Genomic DNA, 22,770 nt, shown 5'->3' on the forward strand with positions numbered 1-22,770 from the left:
GTCTTGGGGGGGCTCGTCCCCCTCCTTGCTAGGGGGGGGGGGGCGGGGGGGGGGGGGGGCGCGGGGGGGGCCCCCCCCCCCCCCCACGGCGTGGAGGAACTATTTCCGGGTCGAGCCGTCGAGCCGTCGAGCCGGTCGAGCCGGGTATGTCGGATCAGGCGGGCCAGTACGTCGTGCGCCACGCCTTGGGGCCGGGCTGCGGGACGCGGCGGCTCGGGATGGTGCGGGCCGGATCGGACCACTCCTCCGGCGCGCCCTCGCCCTGCGCGGCGGACGTCGCGGCCGCCGCGCGTGCTTGTACGACCGCCAGTGCGGCTGCCAACTCCTCTGGGGTGGGATTGCCCCGGACGATTCGGATCATGGAAACAGCCCTTCCTGAACCTAGAGCGGGATGTTGCCGTGCTTCTTCGGGGGCAGTTGCTCGCGCTTGTTCCGCAGGGTGCGCAGCCCCCGAACGATGTGGCGGCGGGTCTCGGACGGGATGATGACCGCGTCGACGTATCCGCGCTCGGCCGCCGTGTACGGGTTGAGGAGGGTGTCCTCGTAGTCCGCGATGAGTTCGGAGCGGGTCGCCTCGGGGTCGTCGGCGGCCGCGATCGTACGGCGGTGCAGGATGTTGACCGCGCCCTGGGCGCCCATGACGGCGATCTGGGCGGTGGGCCAGGCCAGGTTGAGGTCGGCGCCCAGGTGCTTGGAGCCCATCACGTCGTACGCGCCGCCGAACGCCTTGCGGGTGATGACCGTGATCAGCGGGACGGTGGCCTCGGCGTACGCGAAGATCAGCTTGGCGCCGCGCCGGATGATGCCGTTGTACTCCTGGTCGGTGCCGGGCAGGAAGCCGGGCACGTCCACGAAGGTCAGCACGGGCACGTTGAACGCGTCGCAGGTGCGGACGAAGCGCGCGGCCTTCTCCGAGGCACCGATGTCCAGGCAGCCGGCGAACTGCATCGGCTGGTTGGCCACGATGCCCACCGGATGGCCCTCGACTCGCCCGAAACCGGTGATGATGTTGGGCGCGTACAGCGCCTGGGTCTCCAGGAACTCGCCGTCGTCCAGGACGTGCTCGATGGCCCGGTGCATGTCGTACGGCTGGTTCGCCGAGTCCGGGATGAGGACGTCCAGCTCCCGGTCCTCGTCCGAGGTCTCCAGGTCGGCCTCGTCGGGGAAGGCGGGCGGCTCGGAGAGGTTGTTGGACGGCAGGTACGACAGCAGCGTCTTGACGTACTCGATGGCGTCCTTCTCGTCGCCGCCCATGTAGTGGGCGACGCCGGAGGTGGTGTTGTGGGTGCGGGCCCCGCCCAGCTCCTCGAAGCCGACGTCCTCACCGGTGACCGTCTTGATCACGTCCGGTCCGGTGATGAACATGTGCGACGTCTGGTCGACCATGACCGTGAAGTCGGTGATCGCGGGCGAGTAGACCGCGCCGCCCGCGCACGGCCCGACGATCAGGCTGATCTGCGGGATCACCCCGGACGCGTGAACGTTACGGCGGAAGATCTCGGCGAAGAGGCCGAGCGCCACCACGCCCTCCTGGATCCGGGCGCCGCCGCCGTCGTTGATTCCGATGATGGGGCAGCCGGTCTTCAGCGCGAAGTCCATCACCTTCACGATCTTCTCTCCGTAGACCTCGCCCAGCGAGCCGCCGAAGATCGTGAAGTCCTGGGAGTAGACGCACACCGGGCGCCCGTCGACCGTGCCGTAGCCGGTCACGACGCCGTCCCCGTAGGGCCGGTTCTTCTCGATGCCGAAATTGGTCGAGCGGTGCCGGGCGAACTCGTCCAGCTCCGTGAAGGACCCCTCGTCGAGGAGCAGGTCGATGCGCTCGCGCGCGGTCAGTTTGCCCTTGGCGTGCTGCTTCTCGACCGCCCGCGCGGAGCCCGCGTGTGTCGCTTCTTCGATCCGGCGCTGCAGATCCGCGAGCTTCCCCGCGGTGGTGTGACGATCTGGAATCTCGGGGGCAATCTCCGGCTCGGACATCGGGATGCGGCTCCTGCTCGTCCTGGGGGTGGATTTCGGGACCGTGACGCTGGGGTGGTTCCGGAGGCTCGGTGGGGTTTGTGCCGGCTGGGGCTACCGGTCCGTAGCGTATCGGCGCCATCGCCGGGTGGCACTGCGTCGTTGGCCACACCTCCTGGTCCTAGGCTGGCCCGTATGACGCCATCTGACACCCCCGAGCCCCCAGGAGACCCCCGGGGCCGCTGGACGGACCTGGAACGGCCGCCGCTGAGCGCGGCCGCCCTGCGCCGCGCCCTGGTGCGCCCCGGCGGGCTGTGGACGGAACTGGAGGTGGTGCAGGCGACCGGCTCGACCAACACCGACCTGGTGGCCCGGGCCGGGGCCGGCGCCCCGGAGGGCGTGGTCCTCGTCGCCGAGGAGCAGAACGCCGGGCGCGGCCGCCTGGACCGCACCTGGACCGCCCCGGCCCGGTCCGGGTTGTTCTTCTCCATTCTGCTGCGGCCCGGCGCGATCGGCGTCCCCACGCACCGTTGGGGCTGGCTGCCGCTGCTCGCCGGGGTGGCGAGCGCGGGGGCGCTGAGCCGGGCGGCGGGCGTGGACACCGCGCTGAAGTGGCCGAACGACCTGCTGGTGAAGGTCGGCGGCGAGGAGCGGAAGTTCGGCGGCATCCTCGCCGAACGGGCCGATGACGCCGTGGTGATCGGGGTCGGCCTGAACGTTTCGCTGCACGCCGGTGAACTTCCGGTGCCGACGGCCGGCTCGCTCGCCCTCGCGAACGCGGTCTCCACCGACCGGGACCCGCTGCTGAGGGCCGTACTGCGGTCCATCGAACAGTGGTACGGGGAATGGCGCCGTTCCGAGGGCGACCCCGCGGCCTGCGGCCTGCAGGAGGCGTACGCGGCGGGGTGTGCGACCTTGGGACGGCGGGTCCGCGCGGAACTTCCGGGCGGCGGGGCGACCGTCGGCGAGGCGGTCGCGATCGACGGCGACGGACGGCTCGTGCTGGCCTCGGACGCCGGGGTGCAGGAGCCGGTCGCGGCCGGGGACATCGTGCACCTGCGTCCCGCATCACCGGAGGACGGAGAGAGTGAGCTAGGGCACACCTGACGTATCGTGGTGGCGGTCCGTTCCAGTTCGGGGCGGCCGCGGGCCGAACCGGAAGAAGGAACGTAAGGGCAGTGCGCAGGGATCGGACAGGGGGCGGGCGGTGACCGCCGACGACGCGGGTTCCGGCACGGCCAAGGGGCGCGAGGTGTGGGACGACGCCGTGGACGCCGCCGCCGGGCAGGAAGCCGCCGTACGGGAGACCGGGGCGCGCGAGGGCGGCCCGGCCGCCGGCGCCGACCGTGCTCGTCACGCCGACGACACCGGCCACGCCGACAGCGCCGCCGCCACCCATGACGGCACCGACGAAGACATTGAGGACGGCATCGAGGACGACGCCGACGCCCCGGACCCCATCGCGCTCCGGCTGGAGCAGCTGATCCTCGGCGCCGAACGGCGCTACACCCCCTTCCAGGCCGCCCGCAGCGCGGGCGTCTCCGTCGAGCTGGCCACCCGCTTCTGGCGGGCCATGGGCTTCGCCGACATAGGTCAGGCCAAGGCGCTCACCGAGGCCGACGTGCTGGCGCTGCGCCGGCTGTCCGGTCTGGTCGAGGCGGGGCTGCTGAGCGAGCCCATGGCGATCCAGGTGGCCCGGTCCACCGGGCAGACCACCGCACGGCTCGCCGACTGGCAGATCGACTCCTTCCTGGAGGGGCTGACCGAGCCCCAGGAGTCCGGGATGACCCGGACCGAGATCACCTATCCGCTGGTCGAGCTGCTGCTGCCGGAGCTGGAAGAGTTCCTGGTGTACGTCTACCGGCGGCAGCTGGCGGCCGCGACCGGCCGGGTCGTGCAGGCGGCGGACGACGCGGAGATGGTGGACCGGCGGCTCGCGGTCGGCTTCGCGGACCTGGTGAGCTTCACCCGGCTGACCCGACGGCTGGAGGAAGAGGAGCTGGGCGAGCTGGTCGAGGCGTTCGAGACCACGGCCGCCGACCTGGTGGCCGCGCACGGCGGCCGGCTGATCAAGACGCTGGGCGACGAGGTGCTGTACGCGGCCGACGACGCGGGCATCGCCGCCGAGATCGGGCTGCGGCTGATCGAGACCCTGACCCATGACGAGACGATGCCCGAGCTGCGCGTAGGGATCGCCTTCGGCACCGTCGCGACCCGCATGGGCGACGTCTTCGGTACGACGGTGAACCTGGCGAGTCGGCTGACCTCCATAGCCCCCAAGAACGCGGTCCTGGTGGACGGCGCGTTCGCGGAGGAGCTGAGCCACACCGGGGAGGCCCCGGTGTCGGAGGCGGAGGCCGCGGAGGCGGCCGCCAAGGCCGAGAAGGAGGGCGAGGAGCCGCCCTCGTACCGCTTCGCGCTCCAGCCGATGTGGCAGCGGCCGGTGCGTGGACTCGGGGTCGTGGAGCCGTGGCTGCTGAGCCGCCGCGGTTGAGTCGCGGCGCCGCCGCGGTTGACGAATATCACCAAACATCGAAGTCGGCACGGAGCGGAAAACCGTTCCGCTAGCGTACGTCGGCATGATCGACGAGCCGGATGAAACGGGCGGCGCGGCGGGTGCCGAGGCGGCTGAGCCGCTCTGCACACCCGAGTTCGCCAAGGACCCGTCCGCCGTCTACCGGCGACTGCGCGAGACGTACGGCCCGCTGGCACCGGTGGAGCTGGACCCGGGCGTCACCGCGACCCTGTGCGTCGGCTACGACACCGCGCTGGAGATTCTGCGCCGCCCCGAGACGTTCTCCAAGGACCCGCGGCGCTGGCGGGCGAAGAACGAGGGCCGGGTCCCCGACACCAGCCACGCCGGGCAGCTCATCCGCTACCGGCCGCAGCCCACCGCGGTGGACGGCGAGGAACACCAGCGGTACCGCAACGCCATCGACGACTCCACCAGCCGCATCGACCTGGGCGCGCTGCGCGGCTACGTCGAGCGAATAGCCGACTCGCTGATCGACCAGTTCTGCGACGCGGGCGAGGCCGACCTGATCGGCGAGTACTGCGCGCTGCTGCCGCTGCTCGTCCTCGGCGAACTCTTCGGCTGCCCGCGCGAGGTCGCGGACCGGCTCTTCACCGGGCTCGCCAACCTGTTCGACGGCACGGACGTGGCGGAAGCCGACCGTACGATCACGGCGGCGCTCCAGGAACTCGTCGCCCTCAAGCGCGCCCGGCCCGCCGCCGACGTCACCTCCTGGCTGATAGCCCACCCCGAACGGCTCGCCGACCACGAACTCGTCGAACAGCTGATGCTGCTGACCGCCTCCGGCAGCGACCCGGTGATCAACCTCATCGGCAACGCCCTGCGGCTGCTGATGACCGACGACCGCTTCGCGGGCCGCCTCTCCGGCGGCAGCATGCTCGCCGAGGACGCCCTGGACGAGGTGCTGTGGACGGACCCGCCGCTGGCCAACCTCGCTGTCCACTTCCCCCGTCACGACGTCACCCTGGCCGGGGTGCGGCTGCGGGAGGGCAAGCCCGTCGTGATCAGCTTCGCCGCCGCCAACCAGGACGCGCTGCGCACCTCCGACCGCAACCGCGGCAACCGTGGCCACCTGGCCTTCAGCGCCGGGCCGCACATGTGCCCCGGCCGTGGCTCGGCGCGTCTCATCGCCTCGGTGGCCATCGAAAAGCTGCTGGACCGGCTGCCGGACATGGAGCTGGCGGGCCCGGAGGAGGCCCTGCGTTGGCGCCCCGGCATCTACCAGCGCGGCCTGGTCTCCCTCCCGGTCCGCTTCCTGCCGCCGCCCCACGACCCGGCCGACCCGGCGGAGGCGGGCGCGCGTCCGGGCCCACTCCCGCCCGAGGCCTCGGCCCCGGGCGGTATCTCGGCCCCCGCCGCCGGCGGTGCTTCGGGCGCGGGTGCCGCCCCGCCCTCGTCCCCGGGCGTGGAGAGGGCCGCGGGCACGGCGCCGGTGCCCTCCTGGGCCGTGGGGGCCGACGAGGGTGACCCCGCGGCGGACGGGGACGGGGCGCACCGCCCCCGGCCGTCCATGCTGGGCTTCCTGATGCGGTGGCGGCGGCGCCGGTAACGTAGCCCGGGCAACGGTTCACGGTCGTTAACCGGGAGGGTGCGAGATGGGTGAGCAGCGGTACGGGGAGTGGGTCGCGGTCCGGCGGGACGGCTTCGTGGCCGAGCTGGTGCTGGACCGGCCGAAGGCCATGAACGCGGTGTCCTCCGAGATGGCCCGGAGTATCGCGGCGGCGTGCGCCGCGCTCGCGGACGACGCCTCGGTGCGGGCCGTCGTGCTCACCTCCACCCACGAGCGGGCCTTCTGCGTCGGCGCGGACCTCAAGGAGCGGAACTCCTTCTCCGACGCCGAGATGATGCGCCACCGCCCGATCTCCCGCGCCGCCTATACGGCCGTGCTGGAGCTGCCCGTGCCCGCCATCGCCGCCGTGCACGGCTTCGCCCTCGGCGGCGGCTACGAGCTGGCGTTGTCCTGCGATGTGATCGTCGCCGACCGTACGGCCGTGGTGGGGCTGCCCGAGGTGTCCGTCGGCGTGATCCCGGGCGGCGGCGGTACGCAGCTGCTGCCCCGCCGGGTCGGGGCGGCGCGCGCCGCCGAGCTGGTCTTCTCCGCTCGCCGGGTGTCCGCCGAGGAGGCCCACGCGCTGGGGATGGTGGACGAACTCGTCGCGCCCGGTGAGGACCGTACGGCCGCGCTGGAGCTGGCCGGGCGCATCGCCGCGAACTCGCCCGTCGGCCTGCGCGCCGCCAAGCGGGCCCTGCGGCTCGGGCACGGCCTGGACCTCAAGGCCGGGCTGGAGGTCGAGGACGCGGGGTGGCGGACGATCGCCTTCTCCGCGGACCGGGCCGAGGGCGTGGCGGCCTTCAACGAGAAGCGCACGCCGGAGTGGCCCGGCGAGTGAGGGCCGCGCCCCGCGGCCACCCGTACCAGGGGCGAATATCAGGGGCGAACGGGCCAAAGCGGATTGTCCTCGACATTCTTACTCTTGAGTGCAGAGCGGATATGTGGTGAGGAATGCGAGGCCGACGTGAGCGACAACGGGGACGACGGGGGACGAGCGGTCGACCGGCGGTTGCGGGCGGTGGTGGGTCTCGCGCAGGCGATGGCGGCGGCGCCCACCCCGCGGGAGTCGGTGGGCGCCGCCGCCGAGAGCGCGCGCCGCGCGCTGGACGGCACGTTCGCGGCGGTTTCGGTGTGGGAGCGGGAGCGGGGCCGGCTGCGGGTCCTGGTGAACGTCGGCGAGCTGATGCCGGGGGAGGAGCCGGCGCCGGAGGACGAGTCGTATCCGGTGCACGACTTCCCGGAGATCACGGAGTTTCTGCACGAGCGGTGGGCCGCGGGCGGCGAGCCGCACGCGTGGGTCGAGACCGCGGAGGGCACCGGGCCCGGCCCGGCCTCGTACTGCCATCAGCGCGTGGCCGCCCTGCGGCGGCGCGGGCGCGGCTCGTGCGTGGTGGCGCCGCTGGTGCTGCACGGGCGGGCGTGGGGCGAGCTGTATGTGGCGCGGGCGGCCGGGAGCCCGGTGTTCGACCGGGGCGACGCCGATTTCGCGACCGTCCTGGCGTCGGTGGCGGCCGCCGGGCTCGCCCAGACCGAACGCCTGGCGGAGGCCCGCCGGCTGGCCTTCTCCGACCCCCTGACCGGCCTGGGCAACCGGCGTGCGGTGGACATACGGCTGGACGAGGCGCTGGAGGCGTACCGCGAGCACGGCACGGTGGTGAGCTTGGTGGTGTGCGACCTCAACGGCCTCAAGCGGGTCAACGACACGCTGGGGCACGCGGTGGGGGATCGTCTGCTGGAACGTTTCGGCACGGTGTTGTCGCTGTGCGGGGCGATGCTGCCGGGCGCCTTGGCGGCGCGGCTGGGCGGCGATGAGTTCTGCCTGCTGGGGGTCGGGCCACCGGCGGACGAGGTGGTGCGGGTGGCCGACGAACTGTGCCGGCGGGCGGCGGAGCTGGAGATGGGGGAAGGGGTCGCCTGCGGGATCGCCTCGACCGGCGACCCGATCGGGCCCGTGTCGTCGGCCCGCCGCCTGTTCCGCCTGGCGGACGCGGCCCAGTACCGGGCGAAGGCGGCCCGGTCCCAGAAGCCGGTGGTCGCGGGCCGCGAGGGTGGCCCGGACGACCCGGTGGTCCGCCTGGCCGACACCCCCGCGGACCACCCCCCGGAACGCCGCCGCTTCCGAGGCCGCCGGCCGTAGGGGGCGCCTCGCCGATCATGCCGGGCTCCCGACGCCGCTGTGACATCAGCCGCTGCCGCGGCGGCCGGCACCTCGCGGCCCCACGCTCGTCGCTCCCCCAGCTACCGCTGGGCGGTGCCCCCGGCGCTCTCCTCGCGCGGGTTGCGAGCCACCGCACCGGCAGCGCGTCGCCTCGACGTGTCATCCGTGACGGCTCGCGCGAACCCTCGTCCGTGCCCGTCGTGCCCCATATTCATGGGTGGATCACCAGGGCATCTCACCGTGGCGGTCACGGAAGGTTCCGGTCGGTCCGTCCGTCCCGATGGTGGCGAGTTCGACGATCGCGTCGGTTCCCTCGGTCACTGTCTGCGGGCCGCTGTGCCCGGTGAAGTCGGTCGCGGTGTAGCCCGGGTCGGCCGCGTTCACCTTCACGTCCGGCCAGGATTTCGCGTACTGCGTGGTCAGCATGGTCACGGCGGCCTTCGATGCCGTGTACAGCGGTGCGATGGCCCGGCCCTCGACGCGCTCGGCGTCGTGGGTGGCCGCGAAGGATCCCATGCCGCTCGACACATTGACGATCACCGGGGTCGCGGACTTACGCAGCAGAGGCAGGAACGCGTGCGTCACCCGGACGATCCCCACGACGTTGACCTCGAACACCTCGCCGGCGTCAGCGGCCGTGATCTGGTCGGCGGGGTTGTGCGTCCCGAAGACGCCGGCGTTGTTGATCAGGACGTCGATGCCGCCCTCGCGAGCCGCGACGTCGTCGGCGGCCGCGGCCACCGACGCGTCATCCGTCACATCGATCTGGACGAAACGGGCACCGAGTGCGTCGGCGGCCGCCTGGCCGCGCTCTGGATCGCGTGCACCGACGAGGACGGTGTGGCCGGCCTCGATCAAGCGGCGGGCGGTCTCATATCCGAGGGACTTGTTGGCTCCCGTGATGAATGTTGTCGTCATGCGTTCACTCTCGGCCCGTGAGGAGAGGACAACCAGTGCCCTCTGCGACGGTAGGAAAGCCAGTACCAGGCACAACGGCTGCACGGCGGACACACTGGTGGTGTGGACGAGACCCTTGGCACGGCATTGCGCCGCTGGCGCGACCGGCTTTCTCCCACCGACGTCGGGCGGACCTCGCGGCCCGGACGACGTGCGGTGGGCTTGCGACGCGAGGAGCTGGCCGAGCTCGCGGGGCTGTCGGTCGACTATGTGGTGCGGCTGGAGCAGGGGCGCGCCACGAGCCCTTCTGCGCAGGTCGTCGCGAGCCTGGCCAGGGCACTGCAACTGCAACCCCTGGAGCGCGATCACGCCTACCGGCTGGCCGGCCTCCTCCCGCCACAGGAGGGGACGATCTCCACGCATGTTCCGGCAGGGGTCCAACGGATGCTGGCCCGCCTCGGTGAGTTCCCTGTGGGCGTGTTCAGTGCCGACTGGACCTTGCTGTCCTGGACTCCGGCGTGGGCGGTGCTGCTGGGTGACCCCAGCGCACGGACACCCGTCGAGCGGAACCTGGTGCGGGTGGTCTTCACCGCAGGGCCCTCGGGGCTGGCGGCCTGGCCCGTGCTCCAGGAGGGCGGCGCCCTCGACCTCGCCCTCGTCGCCGATCTGCGCACGGCTCTCGTCAACTACCCCCGTGACCGCGGCCTGATCGACCTTGTCGAGGAATTGCGGTCCGCCAGTGCGGAGTTCACCCGGCTGTGGGACGAGGGTGCGGTCGGTCCGCACGTCTCGGCCCGCAAGACCATCGTGCACCCCCAGGTCGGCGAGGTGACGTGCGACTGCGACGTGCTCACCGTCCCGGGCTGCGACGTCCGCCTCGTCGTCTACACGGTGACGGCGGGTTCCGCCGATGCGGAAAAGCTGGAGTTCCTGCGGGTCACGAACGGCGTCCGCGCCGACGGCCCCGCGCCCCCGGGTCCCGGCCTGTTCTCCACGCCGTAAGTTCCAGCTCAATCCCCATGACCCCATCCTTCGGCCTCGGACAGGCCGACGCAGTGTTTCCGCCGACGCCTCACCGCTACGGCCGCCCCGTCTGTGGCGCCACCGGAGAGGTCGCCGAGTGGCGGCGGGCGATCAGCTGCTCCGCTTGCAGCGCCACCCGATAACGGAGCCGGGGGTTCGGGTGGGGAGCTCGCGGGGTGACACCTGGCGATTCACTCTCTAGGGTGCCTGAATATGGATATGCACACTGTGGTGGTGGGGACGTCCGGAACGACCGCCGAGGACGTTGTCGCCGTGGCGCGGGGCGGGGCACGGGTCGAGCTGGGGGAGGAGGCGCTGGCGGCCGTGGCCAGGGCGCGGCGGGTCATCGACGATCTGGCGGCCAGGCCCGAGCCCGTCTACGGCGTCTCCACCGGCTTCGGCGCACTCGCCGTACGCCACATCAGCCCCGACCTCCGCGCCCAGCTGCAGCGCAACATCGTGCGCTCGCACGCGGCCGGCATGGGGCCGCGGGTGGAGCGCGAGGTGGTGCGGGCGCTGATGTTCCTGCGGCTCAAGACGCTCGCGTCCGGCCACACCGGGGTGCGGCCCGTGGTCGTGGAGACGATGGCGGCCCTGCTCAACGCGGGCATCACGCCCGTGGTGCACGAGTACGGCTCCCTCGGCTGCTCCGGCGACCTCGCGCCGCTGTCCCACTGCGCGCTCGCGCTGATGGGGGAGGGCGAGGCCGAGGGCCCCGACGGGGAGGTGCGGCCCGCCGCCGAGCTGCTGGCCGCGCACGGCATCGAGCCGGTCGAGCTGCGCGAGAAGGAGGGCCTCGCGCTGCTCAACGGCACCGACGGGATGCTCGGCATGCTGGTCATGGCCTGCGCCGACCTGGCCCGGCTCTACACCGTCGCCGATGTGACGGCCGCGCTGTCGCTGGAGGGGCTGCTCGGAACGGACCGGGTGCTCGCGCCCGAGCTGCACGCCATCCGCCCGCACCCCGGCCAGGCGGCGAGCGCGGACAACATGCTGCGGGTGCTCGCCGGTTCCGGGCTCACCGGGCACCACCAGGACGACGCGCCGCGCGTCCAGGACGCGTACTCGATCCGCTGCGCCCCGCAGGTCGCGGGCGCGGGCCGGGACACGCTCGCGCACGCCCGGCTGGTCGCGGACCGGGAGCTGGCCTCCGCCGTGGACAACCCGGTGGTGCTGCCGGACGGCCGGGTGGAGTCGAACGGCAACTTCCATGGCGCGCCCGTCGCGTACGTCCTGGACTTCCTCGCCGTGGCGGCGGCCGACCTCGCCTCGATCGCGGAACGCCGCACCGACCGGCTGCTGGACAAGAACCGCTCGCACGGGCTGCCGCCCTTCCTGGCCGGGGACCCGGGCGTCGACTCGGGGCTGATGATCGCGCAGTACACCCAGGCGGCGCTGGTGAGCGAGCTGAAGCGGCTCGCGGTGCCCGCCTCGGTGGACTCGATCCCGTCCTCCGCGATGCAGGAGGACCACGTCTCCATGGGCTGGTCGGCGGCGCGCAAGCTGCGCACGGTGGTGGACAACCTGACCCGGGTCCTGGCGATCGAACTGGTCGCGGCGGCCCGCGCGGTCGAGCTGCGGGAGGGGCTGGTGCCCGCGCCCGCGACGCGGGCGGTGCTGGCGGCGGTGCGCCGGGCGGGGGTCGAGGGGCCGGGCGGGGACCGCTATCTGGCGCCGGACCTGGCGGCCGCCGAGGCGTTCGTACGGTCCGGGGGGCTGGCCGAGGCGGTCGAATCGGTGACCGGGCCGCTGGCCTGACGGAGCATGGGCCGAACGGCCCGGGGAGAAGGTCCGGGCACAACGGCCCCGGGCGAACCGGGCGAACGGGCACAAAGGCCCGTCAGGACGCCTCCGGGCGCGTACGGCGCGCGGAGGCGGTCACCATGGTGATCCCGAGCCCCAGGAAGGCCGTGCCTCCGGCGAGATACGGGGTGACGTCCACGCTGCCGGTGTCGGCGAGGTTTTCGCCCGGGACGGCCTCGGTCCGCGGCTGGGACGGCTCTTGGCTACTGCTCCCGGAGGGCGCGCGGCCGTCGGTCTCGACCGTCGCGTTGGCGGAGGGGACGAACCACAGGGCGCACAGCAGCGAACCCGCGGCGGCGGCGGTCAGCAGCGGTCGGCGTGCGGACACAACGGCATCCTCCTTGAGGCTGCGGCGAATTGACCCCGGGGGCCCGATCGTAGTGACTTATAGGGGTCGGACGGTAGCGAACCGGGACGGCAGCCTGCTCCGCGCCGTATGACTAATCCAAGACTGTCATGGTTTGTCCGGATTCACGGCGCTGCGTCATAAGCTGGACCAGCGTCTTTGCTAAGTGGCCTCGCGCACAGTTTTACTGGGCGTGGAACCGACCAAAAGGTACAGGCGTTCTTCCTGGATAGGTCTTGCTGGATAGGTCTTGGGTTTCTGGGGTCCAGTCGCAAATGGAGAAGCGTGTGATGACGTACGGCAAGCGCCGTAGGGGGCTGGTGGCCGCGGCCGCCGTGCTCAGCGGTGCACTGACTCTCGCCGCCTGTGGCGGGGATGGGGACAGCAGCGACAGCAAGGGCGGTGGCAAAGGGCAGTCGCAGGTGGACGAGGCGGCGGCCAAGGACGCCTCGGATGCTCGCATCAAGATCACGCCGAAGTCCGGTGCGAACAATGCGGGCATCAACCGCGACACCAAGGTCAGCGTCACCGACGGCAAGCTCACCTCGGTGACCATGACATCCAAGGCCGACGGCTCCACCGTGGCCGGATCCATATCGTCCGACGGGACCTCCTGGAAGCCGGACGGGCAGCTGGAGCGGTCCACCCAGTACGAGATCAGCGCGAAGGCCAAGGACTCCGACGGCCGCAAGGCCACGGAGCACTCCTCCTTCACCACCGTCTCCCCCTCCAACAGCTTCATCGGCAACTTCACGCCGGAGGACGGCTCGACGGTCGGTGTGGGCATGCCGGTGTCGATCAACTTCGACAAGGCGGTGACCAACAAGAAGGACGTCCAGTCCCACATCAAGGTCACCTCCAGCAGCGGCCAGAAGGTCGTGGGCCACTGGTTCAGCGGCAACCGGCTGGACCTGCGCCCGAAGGACTACTGGAAGGCCAACTCCACCGTCACCCTGAAGCTGGACCTGGACGGCGTCGAGGCGTCGTCGGGTGTGAAGGGTGTCCAGGAGAAGACCGTCACCTTCAAGATCGGCCACTCGCAGGTCAGCACGGTCGACGCCAAGTCCAAGACGATGAAGGTCGTCCGCGACGGCAAGCTGATCAGGACCATCCCGATCTCGGCCGGAAGCCCCGACAACACGACGTACAACGGTCAGATGGTGATCTCCGAGAAGTTCAAGGAGACCCGGATGAACGGTGCGACGGTCGGCTTCACGGACGACGACGGCAAGGGCGAGTACGACATCAAGGACGTGCCGCACGCGATGCGGCTGTCCACCTCGGGCACCTTCATCCACGGCAATTACTGGGGCGCGAAGTCCATCTTCGGCAGCCAGAACACCAGCCACGGATGTGTGGGCCTGTCGGACACCAAGGGCGCGGGCGACCCGAACACGCAGGGCGCCTGGTTCTACAACAACTCCCAGATCGGTGATGTCGTGGTGGTGAAGAACTCCAACGACAAGACCGTGGCCCCGGACAACGGCCTCAACGGCTGGAACATGGACTGGAGCCAGTGGGTGGCGGGCAGCGCGACCGGCGCCTGACGCCGCGTTCGACCTTCACCGCCGGGGGGGGGGGGGGGGGGGGGGGGGGGGGGGGGGCCCCGGGGGGGGGGCGGGGGGGGGGGGGGGGGGGGCGGCGGGGGGGGCGCGCGGGGGGGCGCCCCCCCCGGGGGGGGGGGGGGGGGCCCGGCCCCCCCCCCCCCGCCCGGCGTTTCGGGGTCTGTTGGCGTGCCGTCAGCCGCGGTGCCGCAGCCGCCGCAGGTCCTTGACCCGCACGTACCGGATCTTGCAGTGGTCCTCGTACGGATCGCCGTCCGCGCAGATCAGGCTGCGCACCGGCTGCATCGGCAGCCAGGTCATCCCGAGCAGCCAGCGGTACATCAGCCGCCAGAAACCCGGCCGCCCGGCGTCGGTCTCGCGCACCACGCGCATCCGCAGCATCCACTTGCCGACGGAGGCCCGGAAGATCCAGGCCCCCAGCACCTGGTTGGCGATGGACAGCCCGAACACACAGCCCACGGCGAGGAGCAGGGAGTCGACCTCGACCTTGAGCATCGGGAGGACGCGCAGGCCGAGCGTGGAGCCGCCGCCCCAGGCCAGGACGCAGTCCACCGTCGCCGCGAGCAGGCGCCGCTCGTCACCGGCCGGTTCCGGGACGCGGACCGGCGGGGGCCACGGGGCGGGTGGTGCGGAGCGCTCATCGGGCTGCGGGGAGGGGTGCGCGTAGGGATGCGGGTACGGCTGACCGTGCTGACCGTGGGGCTGGGAGTAGGGGTTGCCGGAAACGGGCGGAGGGGAATGCGGAGTGGGCTGGTACTGCCCCCGTGGATCACTCATGGTCGAAATCCTGCCAAGGCCCATGACGTGGCCCGTCGGCGCCCTCCCACCGAGCCGCCTCCCCGCCGAGTGGCGCTCCCGCCGTACCCGGGGAAAATTGACAGCAGTGGCCGAACCGGGAGGCACCGATGTCCGAAGTCACCGCTCCCTATGAGCCCGGCACCCCCTGCTGGATCGATCTGACCGCCTCCGACCAGCAGGCCGCTCTCGACTTCTACTCCGGGCTCTTCGGCTGGGCCGGGGAGATCGGACCGGCCGAATTCGGCGGGTACACGGTCTGCACGCTGAAGGACCGGCCGGTGGCGGGGGTGATGGCCGCGCAGGCGATGGACGATCAGCCCGCGCCGCCGACCGTCTGGACCACCTACTTCTGCTCCGCCGACGCCCAGGCCACCTCCGAGGCGATCAGCCGCAACGGCGGCACCGTGCTGCTGCCCGTCATGGACGTGATGGACCTCGGGAAGATGATGGTGGCGGCCGACCCCACCGGGGCCGTCTTCGGCGTCTGGCAGGCGCAGGAGTTCCCCGGGGCGGGCATCGTCAACGAACCCGGCACGCTGGTGTGGAACGAGCTGAACACCAGCGACCGCGAGGCGGCGAGCACCTTCTACGCGGAGGCGCTCGGCATCGAGACGACCTCCATGGAGGGCGCCGAGGGCTACTACGGGCTCACCGTGAACGGCCGCACGGTCGGCGGGCTCCAGTCGCTGCGCGAAGGGGTGCCGCCCGGGACGCCCTCGCACTGGCTGGTCTACTTCTCCGTCGAGAACACCGACCGGACGGTGGCGAAGCTGTCGGCGGAGGGCGGGACGGTGCTCAAGCCGCCGTTCGACATGGTCGCCGGGCGGATGGCTCTGGTGCAGGACCCGCAGGGCGCGCCGTTCGCGGTCATCGCCCCGCAGCCGATGGGCTCTTGAGCCGGAGCAGGAAGTAGCCCCCGGCGGTCGCCAGCGCCTCGTACCGCGCCTTGGGGTGTAGCTGCTTCGCGTACGCCAGCTCCTGCCGCACCGTGCGGTCCGGCGGCTCCGCGAGGGCCAGGTACCGCGGGGTGACGCCCTGGGTGGCGCCGACCCAGAAGACCCGGCAGCGGCTGGTGAGGCGGGCTATCGGGCCGACGTTGGCCTCGACCGTCGCGCCGTCGGGTATGCGCTCCAGCAGCCGCTCCGCCGCGGCGACGTCGGGCGGCTTGCGGTACGTGGCCTCCTCGGTGAGCCCGGCCAGCGGCAGCGAGGTGGTCAGGGCCAGGGCCGCGGCGCAGACCGCGGCGGGCAGCTGACGGGCGTAGCGGACGAGCCAGCCGCGGCGGCTCTCCCGGATCCGGTCGAGCGCGTCGACCAGGGCCAGGAAGACGACCGGCATCAGTACCGCGCTGTAGTGCCAGTCCGTGCCCCAGTAGTGCTCGTCGTGGGAGAGGAAGCGCCAGCCGAGGGTGGGCAGGGCGGCCAGCAGCAGCGGGGAGCGCAGCGCGAGCAGCCCGGTGGTCGGCAGCAGCGTCCACAGCAGGGTGCGCAGTGCGGTGGCGAAGGGGATGGTGGCGTCGGAGCCGCCCCCGCTGCCGACCTTGTCCCAATAGTCGTACGAACCGGCCCCGTTGAAGCCGGGTATGACGACGCCCAGCGCGAGGGCCGAGCCCAGCACGCCGAAGCCGATGAGGGCGATGGCGAGCGGCGCGATGCCCCTCTCCCGCTCGCGCCACACGCGGACCACGATGACGGCGCCGATCGCGGCGACCGTGCCGCCCATGTCCTCCTTGACGAAGACCAGCGGGGCGGCCCACAGCATCGCCGCGTACCAGCGTCGGAGGATGACCGCTTCGAGGGAGAAGGCGATGAGCGGGATGGCGAAGCAGATCTCGTGGAAGTCGAAGTCCACGGCGCGCTGGAGGCCCCAGGCCAGCCCGTACGCGGTGCCGATCGCGAGCCCCCGGGCCCGGCCCAGCAGCCGGGCGGCGGTGCGGGCGACGGGAACGGCGGAGAGCGCGAACAGGGCGGCCTGCGCGACGAGCAGCGTGAGCGGGCTCGGGAAGATCCGGTAGAGCGGGGCGAGGAGGGCCGTGATGGGGCTGAAGTGGTCGCCGAGGATGTTGGCGCCGGGGCCCTTGAGATCGGCTATCGGGGCCTGGAAGTGCGCGTACGCCCGTATCGCCTGTTCGAATATGCCCAGGTCCCACGACATGGTGGCCATGCGGCGGTAGCGGCAGACCGACAGGGTCGCGAAGGCGGCGAAGAGGCCGAGGGCCAGCCAGTACGGATCCATCCGCGGGTGGCGCAGCACGACTGTCCGGGCGGGGAGCCGGGTACTACGGCTCGCGGTGGCGGCGGCCCCTTCGGCGGTGGTGCCGGGCGGAGCTGTCACAGCCGTGTCCATCCAGGGTCCTTATCGTGTGGGTGGCGGTCTGTCGAAAAGATACGCGAAGGGGGCGGTACGGTTGCGGAAACGGTTCGCGATACCGGGGTTCGCGGGGAAGGGCGCGGCAGTGGCGCTGGCCGCGCTGCTGTCCCTCACCGGATGCCTGCCCGAGGACAAGGGCGGGCACGGGAGCGGCGCACCGTCCGGGCCTGCGATGTCCGCCGTGACGTCGCTCACGGTCAAGGGCCGGGCGCCGAAGACGGGTTACGAGCGTGCCGCCTACGGCAGCCCCTGGACCGACACGGACGACAACCACTGCGACACCCGCGATGACGTCCTCCGGCGCGACCTGACCGGCGTGCGGCTCCGCGACGACCGTTGCGAGGTGGTCTCGGGCACCCTCGCCTACGATCCGTACACGGGCAACAGCGTGCGGTTCGTCCGCGGCCACAGCAAGATCGACATCGACCATGTGGTGGCGCTGTCGGACTCCTGGCAGAAGGGCGCCCGGGCCTGGGACCGGGACAAGCGTGTCGCCTTCGCCAACGACCCGCTCAACCTGATCGCCGTGGACGCCGGCACCAACCGCGGCAAGGGCGACGGCGACGCGGCGACCTGGCTGCCGCCCAACAAGGGCTACCGCTGCGAGTACGTGGCGCGCCAGGCGGCGGTGAAGAAGAAGTACGAGCTGTGGGTGACGCCCCCCGAGCGGGACGCGATGAAGCGGGTGCTGGGCACGTGCCCGGGGGAGAAGCTGCCCTCGGCGTCGGACCGGGGCGCGCGCCGCTGAGCCGATCCGCGGCCGGAGGCTGACCAAGACGCTTGTGAATCGTTGTCCAAGCAGTGGCCCAGGCCGCGCCGACTCCTTACCATCGATCAACGCCAGATCGTTTGTCGCGCCGCACGATCTCTGCCGGGAGGCTCAATGATCCGCCGCCGTACTGCGCTCTCCGTCTCCGCCGCGTCCGCCCTGCTGGTCTGCGCCCCCCTGCTCACCGCCTGCGGGGGCACCCCGAAGGCCGGTGCCGCGGCCGTCCTGCACGACGGGCGGATCACCGAGTCGCAGCTCCAGGCCCAGGTGAAGGACGTACGGGACGCGCAGCGCGGCTCCCCGAAGGCGGACCAGCTGGTGGCCGCCAGCGGTCAGCTGACCCAGAACACCCTCATCCGCATGATCCAGTTCAAGGTCATCGAGCGGGCCGGCCAGGACAACGGCATCGGCGTCAGCCGCCGGGCGGTGCAGCGCGCCCGCGCCGCCACCGAGCAGCAGGCCGGCGGGGCCGCCGGGCTGCGCGCCGCCTACCTGGAGCAGGGCATCGCCCCGGGCCAGATCGACGACGCCGTCCGCATGGAGCTGACCCGCACGGAGCTGCTGCGCAAGCTCGGCGTCGCCAAGGTCAACGCGGTGTTCACCCGCACCTCCAAGGACCTCGACATCAAGGTCAACCCGCGCTACGGCAGCTGGGACGACACCAAGGGCACCGCGGTCCTCGCCAAGGAGGCCTGGCTGCGCACCTCCACCGCCTCCCAGCAACCGGCGTAGGTTACGTTTCAAGGGTGACCACGTCTGACTCCGCCGCCCCCGCGGCCGGCCTCGCCACCGGCCGCGTCGTCCTCCTCACCACCAGCCACCGGGTGGCGCCCGGACTGCTCTCCTGGCCCGCCTGGCAGGCGCTGCGCGGCGCGGACCGGGTGCTGTGCGCGGACCCCGACCATCCGCAGCTGCCGTATCTGCGGGAGGCGGGCATCGAGGTCGAGCACGCGGTCCCGGCGGCGCGCGAGCTGGTCGACTACTGCGTCGCCGACGGCGGCCGCAGCGCCGTCGTGATCACCTCGGCCGACGGCGAGTCCGCGCTGACCGACGGGCTGGCCCGGCTGGCGGGCTCGGGCCGCGAGGCGATGCCGGACCTGGAGCTGCTGCCCGGTTCGTACGACCTGCCGGGCGCCCGGCTGCTCGACCTGGTCCAGGTGATGGACCGGATCCGGGCGGAATGCCCGTGGAGCGGGGCGCGGACCCACGAGGAGCTGGTCAAGTACGGCATCGAGGAGGCGTACGAACTCGTCGAGGCCATCGAGGAGGGCGACCGGGAGGCGCTGCGCGAGGAGCTGGGCGATGTGCTGCTCCAGGTCGTCTTCCACGCCCGGATCGCGCAGGAGCACGAGGACGAGCCGTTCTCGGTCGACGATGTGGCCGGCGCCATCGTGGACAAGCTGATCCGCCGCCATCCGCATGTCTTCGGCGAGGAGGCCGCGGAGACCGCCGAGGACGTCAAGAAGCACTGGCTGCGCACCAAGGCGCTTGAGAAACAGCGCGATTCGGTCACCGAAGGGGTGCCGCTCGGCCAGCCCTCGCTCGCCCTCACGGCCCAGCTCGCCTCCCGCGCCCGTACCCGCGGTCTGGAGGTGCCCCTCCCGGAGGGCGAGGGCTTCGGCTACGAGCTGCTCGCGCTCGCGATCCGCGCCAAGGAGGCGGGCGTGGAGCCGGAGACGGCGCTGCGCGCCGCGGCCCGCGCCTACCGGGACGCGATCCTGGCGGCGGAGGGCACGGCCTGAGCCGATGGCCCGAACCGGCGGCCTCACCGCGGCCTGATCAACGGCCTTTACGGGGACGGGTCAACCGGGCGGGGCGGGGTACCCGGCTGCCATGGATACGTACGCCATGGACCTCGCCGTGCCCCACGACTTCGTGGTCGGGACCGCACCGCTGGTCGTCGGCATCGTGGTGGTCGTGATCCTCATCGTGGCCGTCGTGGCCGGCATCCGGATACGGGCCCGCGAACCGGTGGCCTCCCAGGACCCGCAGCCCCGTGCGAACGCCTGGCAGCAGGTGGACGAGAGCGAGCGCGAGGCTCGGCGGGCGGGACACGGCCCGGGACACCAGGACGATCAGGACCCGGTCGGCTACCAGACGCAGAACCGGGAGCCCGAGGAGCTGTCCCAGGACGGCGTCCGGCGCCGCCCGCACCAGCTGGGCGGCTCCGGCACCAAGGGCTCCGGCTCGGGTGGCAGCGAGGACCGCAAGACATGGAACGAGGGCAGCAGCGGTTCGTTCGGAAGCGGGTGAGCGCCCGGCACCGGTGGATCCGGTGCCGGGCGCTCGGCGGATCAGCCCGGTCCGCGGGGACCGTGGGCGCCCCTCAGCGGGCCGTGGCGGCGGTGCGCCGGGAGCCGCGTGCCGTGGCGGCGGCAGCGGCCGGAGCCGGGGCCGCCACCGGCTCCAGCTTGGCGCGGAAGTGACGCAGGATCGGGGACTGGTCGAAGATCCGGAAGCCGCGCACCGACTCCGCGTTGCCCGCGATCTTCGCCAGCGTCGCGCCGACGTGGTCGTAGTGACTTCGGGTGTAGACCCGGCGCGGCAGCGCGAGCCGGACCAGCTCGTACGGTGCGCTCTTCACCGGGTTCCCGGCCTCGTCCTCCTCGCCGAGGTACAGGGAGCCGAGTTCGGCCGAGCGTATGCCGCCCTCCAGGTACAGCTGGCAGGCCAGCGCGTGGCCGGGGTACTGGTGCGGGGGTATGTGCGGGAACAGCCGTCCGGCGTTGAGGTAGAGGGCGTGCAGCCCCGGCGGCTCGACGATGTCGACCCCGGCGGCGCGCACCCGCTGGGCGAGGTGCGCGGCGATGTCGGCGCGCTCGGCGAGGTACCCGGGATCGGTCACCTCGGTGAGGCCCTGCGCCATCATGTCGAGGTCGCGGCCGGCCAGACCGCCGTAGGTCGCGAAGCCCTCGGTGGCGATGAGGAGCAGTTCGCACCGCTGGGCCAGCTCGGGGTCGTTCGTCCCGATGAAGCCGCCGATGTGGACGATGCCGTCCTTCTTGGCGCTCATCATGCAGCCGTCGGTGAGCCGGAAGGCCTCTTCCGCGACCTGCCGCGGGGTGCGGTCGCGGTAGCCGGGCTCGTGCCGGGTGACCAGCCAGGCGTTCTCGGCGAACCGGGCGGCGTCCAGGAACAGCGGGACGCGGTGCTTCCGGCACAGGGCGGAGGTCTGCTTCAGGTTCTCCATGGAGACGGGTTGGCCGCCGCCGCCGTTGTTGGTGACGGTCATGACCACCACGCCGATCCGGGAGGCGTCCGGCCCGGTCAGCGCCTGTTCGAGCGCCTTGAGGTCGATGTTCCCCTTGAACCGCTCCTTGCTGTCGAGGTCCTTGGCCTCGGGGCAGGGCAGGTCGCGCGCCTCGCAGTGATTGAGTTCCACGTTGGCGCGCGTGGTGTCGAAGTGCGTGTTGGCCAGGACGATGGAGTCCGGCTTCAGCAGGGACGAGAAGAGCACCCGCTCCGCCGCGCGCCCCTGGTGGGCCGGGAGGATGTGCTGGTACCCCGTCAGCTCGGTGACCACCTCGTGGAACCGGTAGAAGGAGCGCGAACCCGAGTAGGACTCGTCGCCGGCCATGCCCGCGGCGAGCTGCGCGGCCGACAGGGCCCCCGTGCCCGAGTCGGTCAGCAGATCGATCGTCACCTCGTCGGCCCGCAGGTCGAACAGGTTGTAGTGGACGCGCTCGAGCGCCTCCTCGCGCTGCTTCCGTGTCGTCATGGGGATCGGTTCGACGACCTTGATCCGGTAGGGCTCCACGCTGACCGTTTCTCCTGTTTCATCGCTGTTGCGGATGTGGCCCCGGGCCCGTTCGAGGTCGCGGACCACCGGGGTCTGGTCTTCCGGCGCCGTCTCGTGGACCGGCCCCGGCTCGTACGCCGGCTCCGTCTCCCGGGGCGGCAGCACCTCGTACGCCTCCGCGGAGAGGTACGCGGTCACCCGCGGCGGCCGGCCGCGTTCGTGGGCCAGGGCCAGGTACGCGATCAGACCGGAGCCGTCCTCCAAGGGGCGGGAGGTGATGGCGGACAGCGCCCGGTCGAACGCCGCGCTGTCCATGCCGTGGCGGCGCAGGACGGCCACGGCCCGCTCGCGCGCCTGTGCGTCGTCGCGCACGTAGTCGCGGACGGGCACATGGGAGGTGAAGCCGCTGGGCAGGCCGCTGTCGGTCTCCGTGATGGAGTGGCAGGAGATGGCGGAGCGGCCGTACAGCCCCTTGCCGGTCCCCGCCGTCAGGAGGCCCCCGGCGGTGCGGAAGAACTCCTCCAGCTTCGCCTGGCCGGGGTGGGGTTCCATCCGGGAGAGGGTCGCGGCCCGGGCGGGGCCCAGGCCCCGGTGGGTGAGGTACACCTTCAGCCGCGGCGCGGGCCAGTCGCCGAGGTCCAGGGCGAGGAACGGGTAGCCGTCGGCTGCCGGCAGGGCGTCGAACGCCTGCCGGCAGCCGAGCCGGTCCACTGCCTCGCGGACCGTCTCGGCGGCCCGGTCCGGGCCGTTGGCCGAGGGGTTGAGGTACACCTTGACCGCGGGGACGCCGCCGGGGCGCAGCTCCAGGGCGTACCACAGGGCCAGCGGCCCTTCGGGGGCGTCGGGGAAGAACAGGTCCTGGAGCCGGTCGAGCCGGTCGGTGGAGAACGCCCAGCGGTCGGCCATGCCGCGGATGGTGCGCAGACCGATGCGGCCGTTCTCCTTCAGGTCTTCGGCGCCGCACCCCGGATCCACCAGCACCCTGAGCGCCGGCGGTTTGTCCGGTGTGAAGGCCAGGGAGTACTCGACCGGGGTGTGGTCGTCGGACAGGAAGCTCTGGGACGGCGGTGGCAGCGCCAGCGAGCGCGTCGCCACCGGTCCCAGGGTCTCGGTCACCACCTGTGCGTATGCCGTCGTGTCGGCTTCGCTCAGCCCCGCCACCTCTCCCAGCCGGGTGAGCTGGCCGGTGACGAGGTCGCCGAGCCGTGCGGGATGCGCACGGGTTTCGCGCGCGCCCACACGTTTCCTTCTCCCGAAACGG

20 protein-coding genes are annotated in these 22,770 nt (G+C 72.2%); 13 read left to right on the plus strand and 7 right to left on the minus strand.

Annotated elements, in window-relative coordinates; translation table 11 throughout:
* Positions 1–154 precede the first annotated feature (154 nt).
* Together ACH4SI_RS36665 and ACH4SI_RS36670 are read right to left on the minus strand one after the other, a co-directional pair.
* Positions 155–361: an acyl-CoA carboxylase epsilon subunit gene (locus tag ACH4SI_RS36665; protein WP_398303654.1), complete on the minus strand. Its 207-nt coding sequence runs from the start codon at positions 359–361 to the stop codon at positions 155–157.
* Positions 362–381: 20 nt separating this feature from the next.
* Complete coding sequence (locus ACH4SI_RS36670) at positions 382–1,977, minus strand: acyl-CoA carboxylase subunit beta (protein WP_398303656.1); 1,596 nt, start codon at positions 1,975–1,977, stop codon at positions 382–384.
* Positions 1,978–2,151: 174 nt separating this feature from the next.
* On the opposite strand from ACH4SI_RS36670, the gene ACH4SI_RS36675 reads away from it, so the two are divergent.
* The 5 genes from ACH4SI_RS36675 (at position 2,152) to ACH4SI_RS36695 (ending at position 8,178) form a co-directional block, all read left to right on the plus strand.
* Positions 2,152–3,063 carry a biotin--[acetyl-CoA-carboxylase] ligase gene (locus tag ACH4SI_RS36675; protein ID WP_398303658.1) on the plus strand — a complete coding sequence of 304 codons (912 nt, stop codon included), beginning with the start codon at positions 2,152–2,154 and terminating at the stop codon, positions 3,061–3,063.
* A gap of 100 nt (positions 3,064–3,163) precedes the next feature.
* On the plus strand, positions 3,164–4,450 hold the full coding sequence (locus ACH4SI_RS36680) for an adenylate/guanylate cyclase domain-containing protein (RefSeq protein WP_398303660.1): 1,287 nt from the start codon (positions 3,164–3,166) through the stop codon (positions 4,448–4,450).
* 85 nt (positions 4,451–4,535) lie between these two features.
* Positions 4,536–6,038: a cytochrome P450 gene (locus ACH4SI_RS36685; protein WP_398303662.1), complete on the plus strand. Its 1,503-nt coding sequence runs from the start codon at positions 4,536–4,538 to the stop codon at positions 6,036–6,038.
* A gap of 46 nt (positions 6,039–6,084) precedes the next feature.
* Positions 6,085–6,879, plus strand: coding sequence for an enoyl-CoA hydratase/isomerase family protein (locus tag ACH4SI_RS36690; protein ID WP_398303664.1), 795 nt, complete (start codon positions 6,085–6,087; stop codon positions 6,877–6,879).
* A gap of 201 nt (positions 6,880–7,080) precedes the next feature.
* Positions 7,081–8,178, plus strand: a complete 1,098-nt coding sequence (locus tag ACH4SI_RS36695; protein ID WP_398303897.1) for a diguanylate cyclase domain-containing protein — start codon at positions 7,081–7,083, stop codon at positions 8,176–8,178.
* A gap of 243 nt (positions 8,179–8,421) precedes the next feature.
* Here ACH4SI_RS36695 and ACH4SI_RS36700 read toward each other — a convergent pair whose 3' ends face one another.
* A complete protein-coding gene (locus ACH4SI_RS36700; protein ID WP_398303666.1) occupies positions 8,422–9,117 on the minus strand; it encodes an SDR family NAD(P)-dependent oxidoreductase in 696 nt (231 codons plus the stop codon).
* Between the two features lie 102 nt (positions 9,118–9,219).
* Between ACH4SI_RS36700 and ACH4SI_RS36705 the strand changes: the two genes are divergently transcribed.
* Positions 9,220–10,098 carry a helix-turn-helix transcriptional regulator gene (locus ACH4SI_RS36705; RefSeq protein WP_398303668.1) on the plus strand — a complete coding sequence of 293 codons (879 nt, stop codon included), beginning with the start codon at positions 9,220–9,222 and terminating at the stop codon, positions 10,096–10,098.
* 240 nt (positions 10,099–10,338) lie between these two features.
* On the plus strand, positions 10,339–11,877 hold the full coding sequence (hutH, locus tag ACH4SI_RS36710) for a histidine ammonia-lyase (RefSeq protein ID WP_398303900.1): 1,539 nt from the start codon (positions 10,339–10,341) through the stop codon (positions 11,875–11,877).
* Positions 11,878–11,959: 82 nt separating this feature from the next.
* On the opposite strand, the gene ACH4SI_RS36715 is transcribed toward hutH, so the two are convergent.
* Entirely contained in the window at positions 11,960–12,250 is a 291-nt protein-coding gene (locus tag ACH4SI_RS36715) for a hypothetical protein (protein ID WP_398303670.1), read from the minus strand.
* Between the two features lie 308 nt (positions 12,251–12,558).
* Here ACH4SI_RS36715 and ACH4SI_RS36720 point away from each other — a divergent pair, with 308 nt between their 5' ends.
* Positions 12,559–13,815: an Ig-like domain-containing protein gene (locus tag ACH4SI_RS36720; protein ID WP_398303672.1), complete on the plus strand. Its 1,257-nt coding sequence runs from the start codon at positions 12,559–12,561 to the stop codon at positions 13,813–13,815.
* Between the two features lie 192 nt (positions 13,816–14,007).
* Here ACH4SI_RS36720 and ACH4SI_RS36725 read toward each other — a convergent pair whose 3' ends face one another.
* On the minus strand, positions 14,008–14,610 hold the full coding sequence (locus ACH4SI_RS36725) for an RDD family protein (RefSeq protein WP_398303674.1): 603 nt from the start codon (positions 14,608–14,610) through the stop codon (positions 14,008–14,010).
* Positions 14,611–14,738: 128 nt separating this feature from the next.
* Here ACH4SI_RS36725 and ACH4SI_RS36730 point away from each other — a divergent pair, with 128 nt between their 5' ends.
* Positions 14,739–15,527, plus strand: coding sequence for a VOC family protein (locus ACH4SI_RS36730; RefSeq protein WP_398303676.1), 789 nt, complete (start codon positions 14,739–14,741; stop codon positions 15,525–15,527).
* Here ACH4SI_RS36730 and ACH4SI_RS36735 read toward each other — a convergent pair.
* Positions 15,499–16,977, minus strand: a complete 1,479-nt coding sequence (locus ACH4SI_RS36735) for a DUF2079 domain-containing protein (RefSeq protein WP_398303678.1) — start codon at positions 16,975–16,977, stop codon at positions 15,499–15,501. The genes ACH4SI_RS36730 and ACH4SI_RS36735 overlap by 29 nt on opposite strands.
* A gap of 61 nt (positions 16,978–17,038) precedes the next feature.
* On the opposite strand from ACH4SI_RS36735, the gene ACH4SI_RS36740 reads away from it, so the two are divergent.
* The 4 genes from ACH4SI_RS36740 to ACH4SI_RS36755 all read left to right on the plus strand — a co-directional run bounded on the left by ACH4SI_RS36740 (position 17,039) and on the right by ACH4SI_RS36755 (position 20,023).
* Complete coding sequence (locus ACH4SI_RS36740) at positions 17,039–17,749, plus strand: HNH endonuclease family protein (protein ID WP_398303680.1); 711 nt, start codon at positions 17,039–17,041, stop codon at positions 17,747–17,749.
* Between the two features lie 135 nt (positions 17,750–17,884).
* The gene (locus ACH4SI_RS36745) at positions 17,885–18,502 is read left to right on the plus strand and encodes a SurA N-terminal domain-containing protein (RefSeq protein WP_398303682.1); all 618 of its coding nucleotides are present in this window, start codon (positions 17,885–17,887) and stop codon (positions 18,500–18,502) included.
* Between the two features lie 14 nt (positions 18,503–18,516).
* Positions 18,517–19,512 carry a nucleoside triphosphate pyrophosphohydrolase gene (locus tag ACH4SI_RS36750; protein WP_398303684.1) on the plus strand — a complete coding sequence of 332 codons (996 nt, stop codon included), beginning with the start codon at positions 18,517–18,519 and terminating at the stop codon, positions 19,510–19,512.
* A 91-nt stretch (positions 19,513–19,603) separates the two neighbouring features.
* Positions 19,604–20,023, plus strand: coding sequence for a DUF6479 family protein (locus ACH4SI_RS36755; protein ID WP_398303686.1), 420 nt, complete (start codon positions 19,604–19,606; stop codon positions 20,021–20,023).
* 73 nt (positions 20,024–20,096) lie between these two features.
* Here ACH4SI_RS36755 and ACH4SI_RS36760 read toward each other — a convergent pair whose 3' ends face one another.
* Positions 20,097–22,748: a tryptophanase gene (locus ACH4SI_RS36760; protein ID WP_398303688.1), complete on the minus strand. Its 2,652-nt coding sequence runs from the start codon at positions 22,746–22,748 to the stop codon at positions 20,097–20,099.
* Positions 22,749–22,770 lie beyond the last annotated feature (22 nt).

This window comes from Streptomyces sp. NPDC021212, assembly GCF_044332925.1.
In the GTDB taxonomy this organism is placed as follows: Bacteria; Actinomycetota; Actinomycetes; order Streptomycetales; family Streptomycetaceae; genus Streptomyces.